This is a genomic window from Paraburkholderia sp. EG304 (assembly GCF_046543485.1).
Lineage (GTDB): Bacteria > Pseudomonadota > Gammaproteobacteria > Burkholderiales > Burkholderiaceae > Paraburkholderia > Paraburkholderia youngii.
This window is the reverse complement of sequence record NZ_JBKGUA010000326.1, coordinates 1-472: the sequence shown is the minus strand read 5'-3', so window position 1 is coordinate 472 and position 472 is coordinate 1. Positions and strand designations below refer to the sequence as shown.

Annotated in this window: 1 protein-coding gene; it reads right to left on the bottom strand. The window is 68.9% G+C overall.

Annotation, left to right across the window (positions count from 1 at the left end; genetic code table 11):
- A partial coding sequence (locus ACLFKU_RS44105; RefSeq protein ID WP_410853440.1) for a hypothetical protein occupies positions 1–472 on the bottom strand: 472 nt, incomplete at both ends.

The window sequence follows — 472 nt, the reverse complement described above, 5'->3', positions numbered from 1 at the left end:
AGCTGCGACGGCAGCGCGGCGCCACCGACCAGCACCAGCCGCTCGCCCTGCAGGCGGTACATCGCGCCGACATCGGCATTGAGCTGCGCGCACAGCGCGCGCATGGCAGCTTCGGCCAGTTCACGCGGGGTGGGATCCCCTTGAAGGCTGGTGCCGACCACATTCTCGCCAGCCTGCAGCCACAGCGCGTCGGCCGCTTCGCGGCGGGCGCCGATGGCCTTCATCACGGTCAGCGCCATCATCAGGAAGGCGACGCCGCCGATGCTGCGGTTGACGAAAGAGAACGCCGAATTGCTGCTGGCCGGCGCGACGTTGTATCCGACCGCCAACAGGAGGCAGGACCCGATCGCGACCAGCAGCGGCACGTCCAGGCGGCGCTGGAACAGCGTGATGCCGACCGCCATGAAGTAGGTCAGCCAGACCGCATAGCCCAGCGGCACGACCATCTCCGTGGCCAGCGTGGCCGCCATCA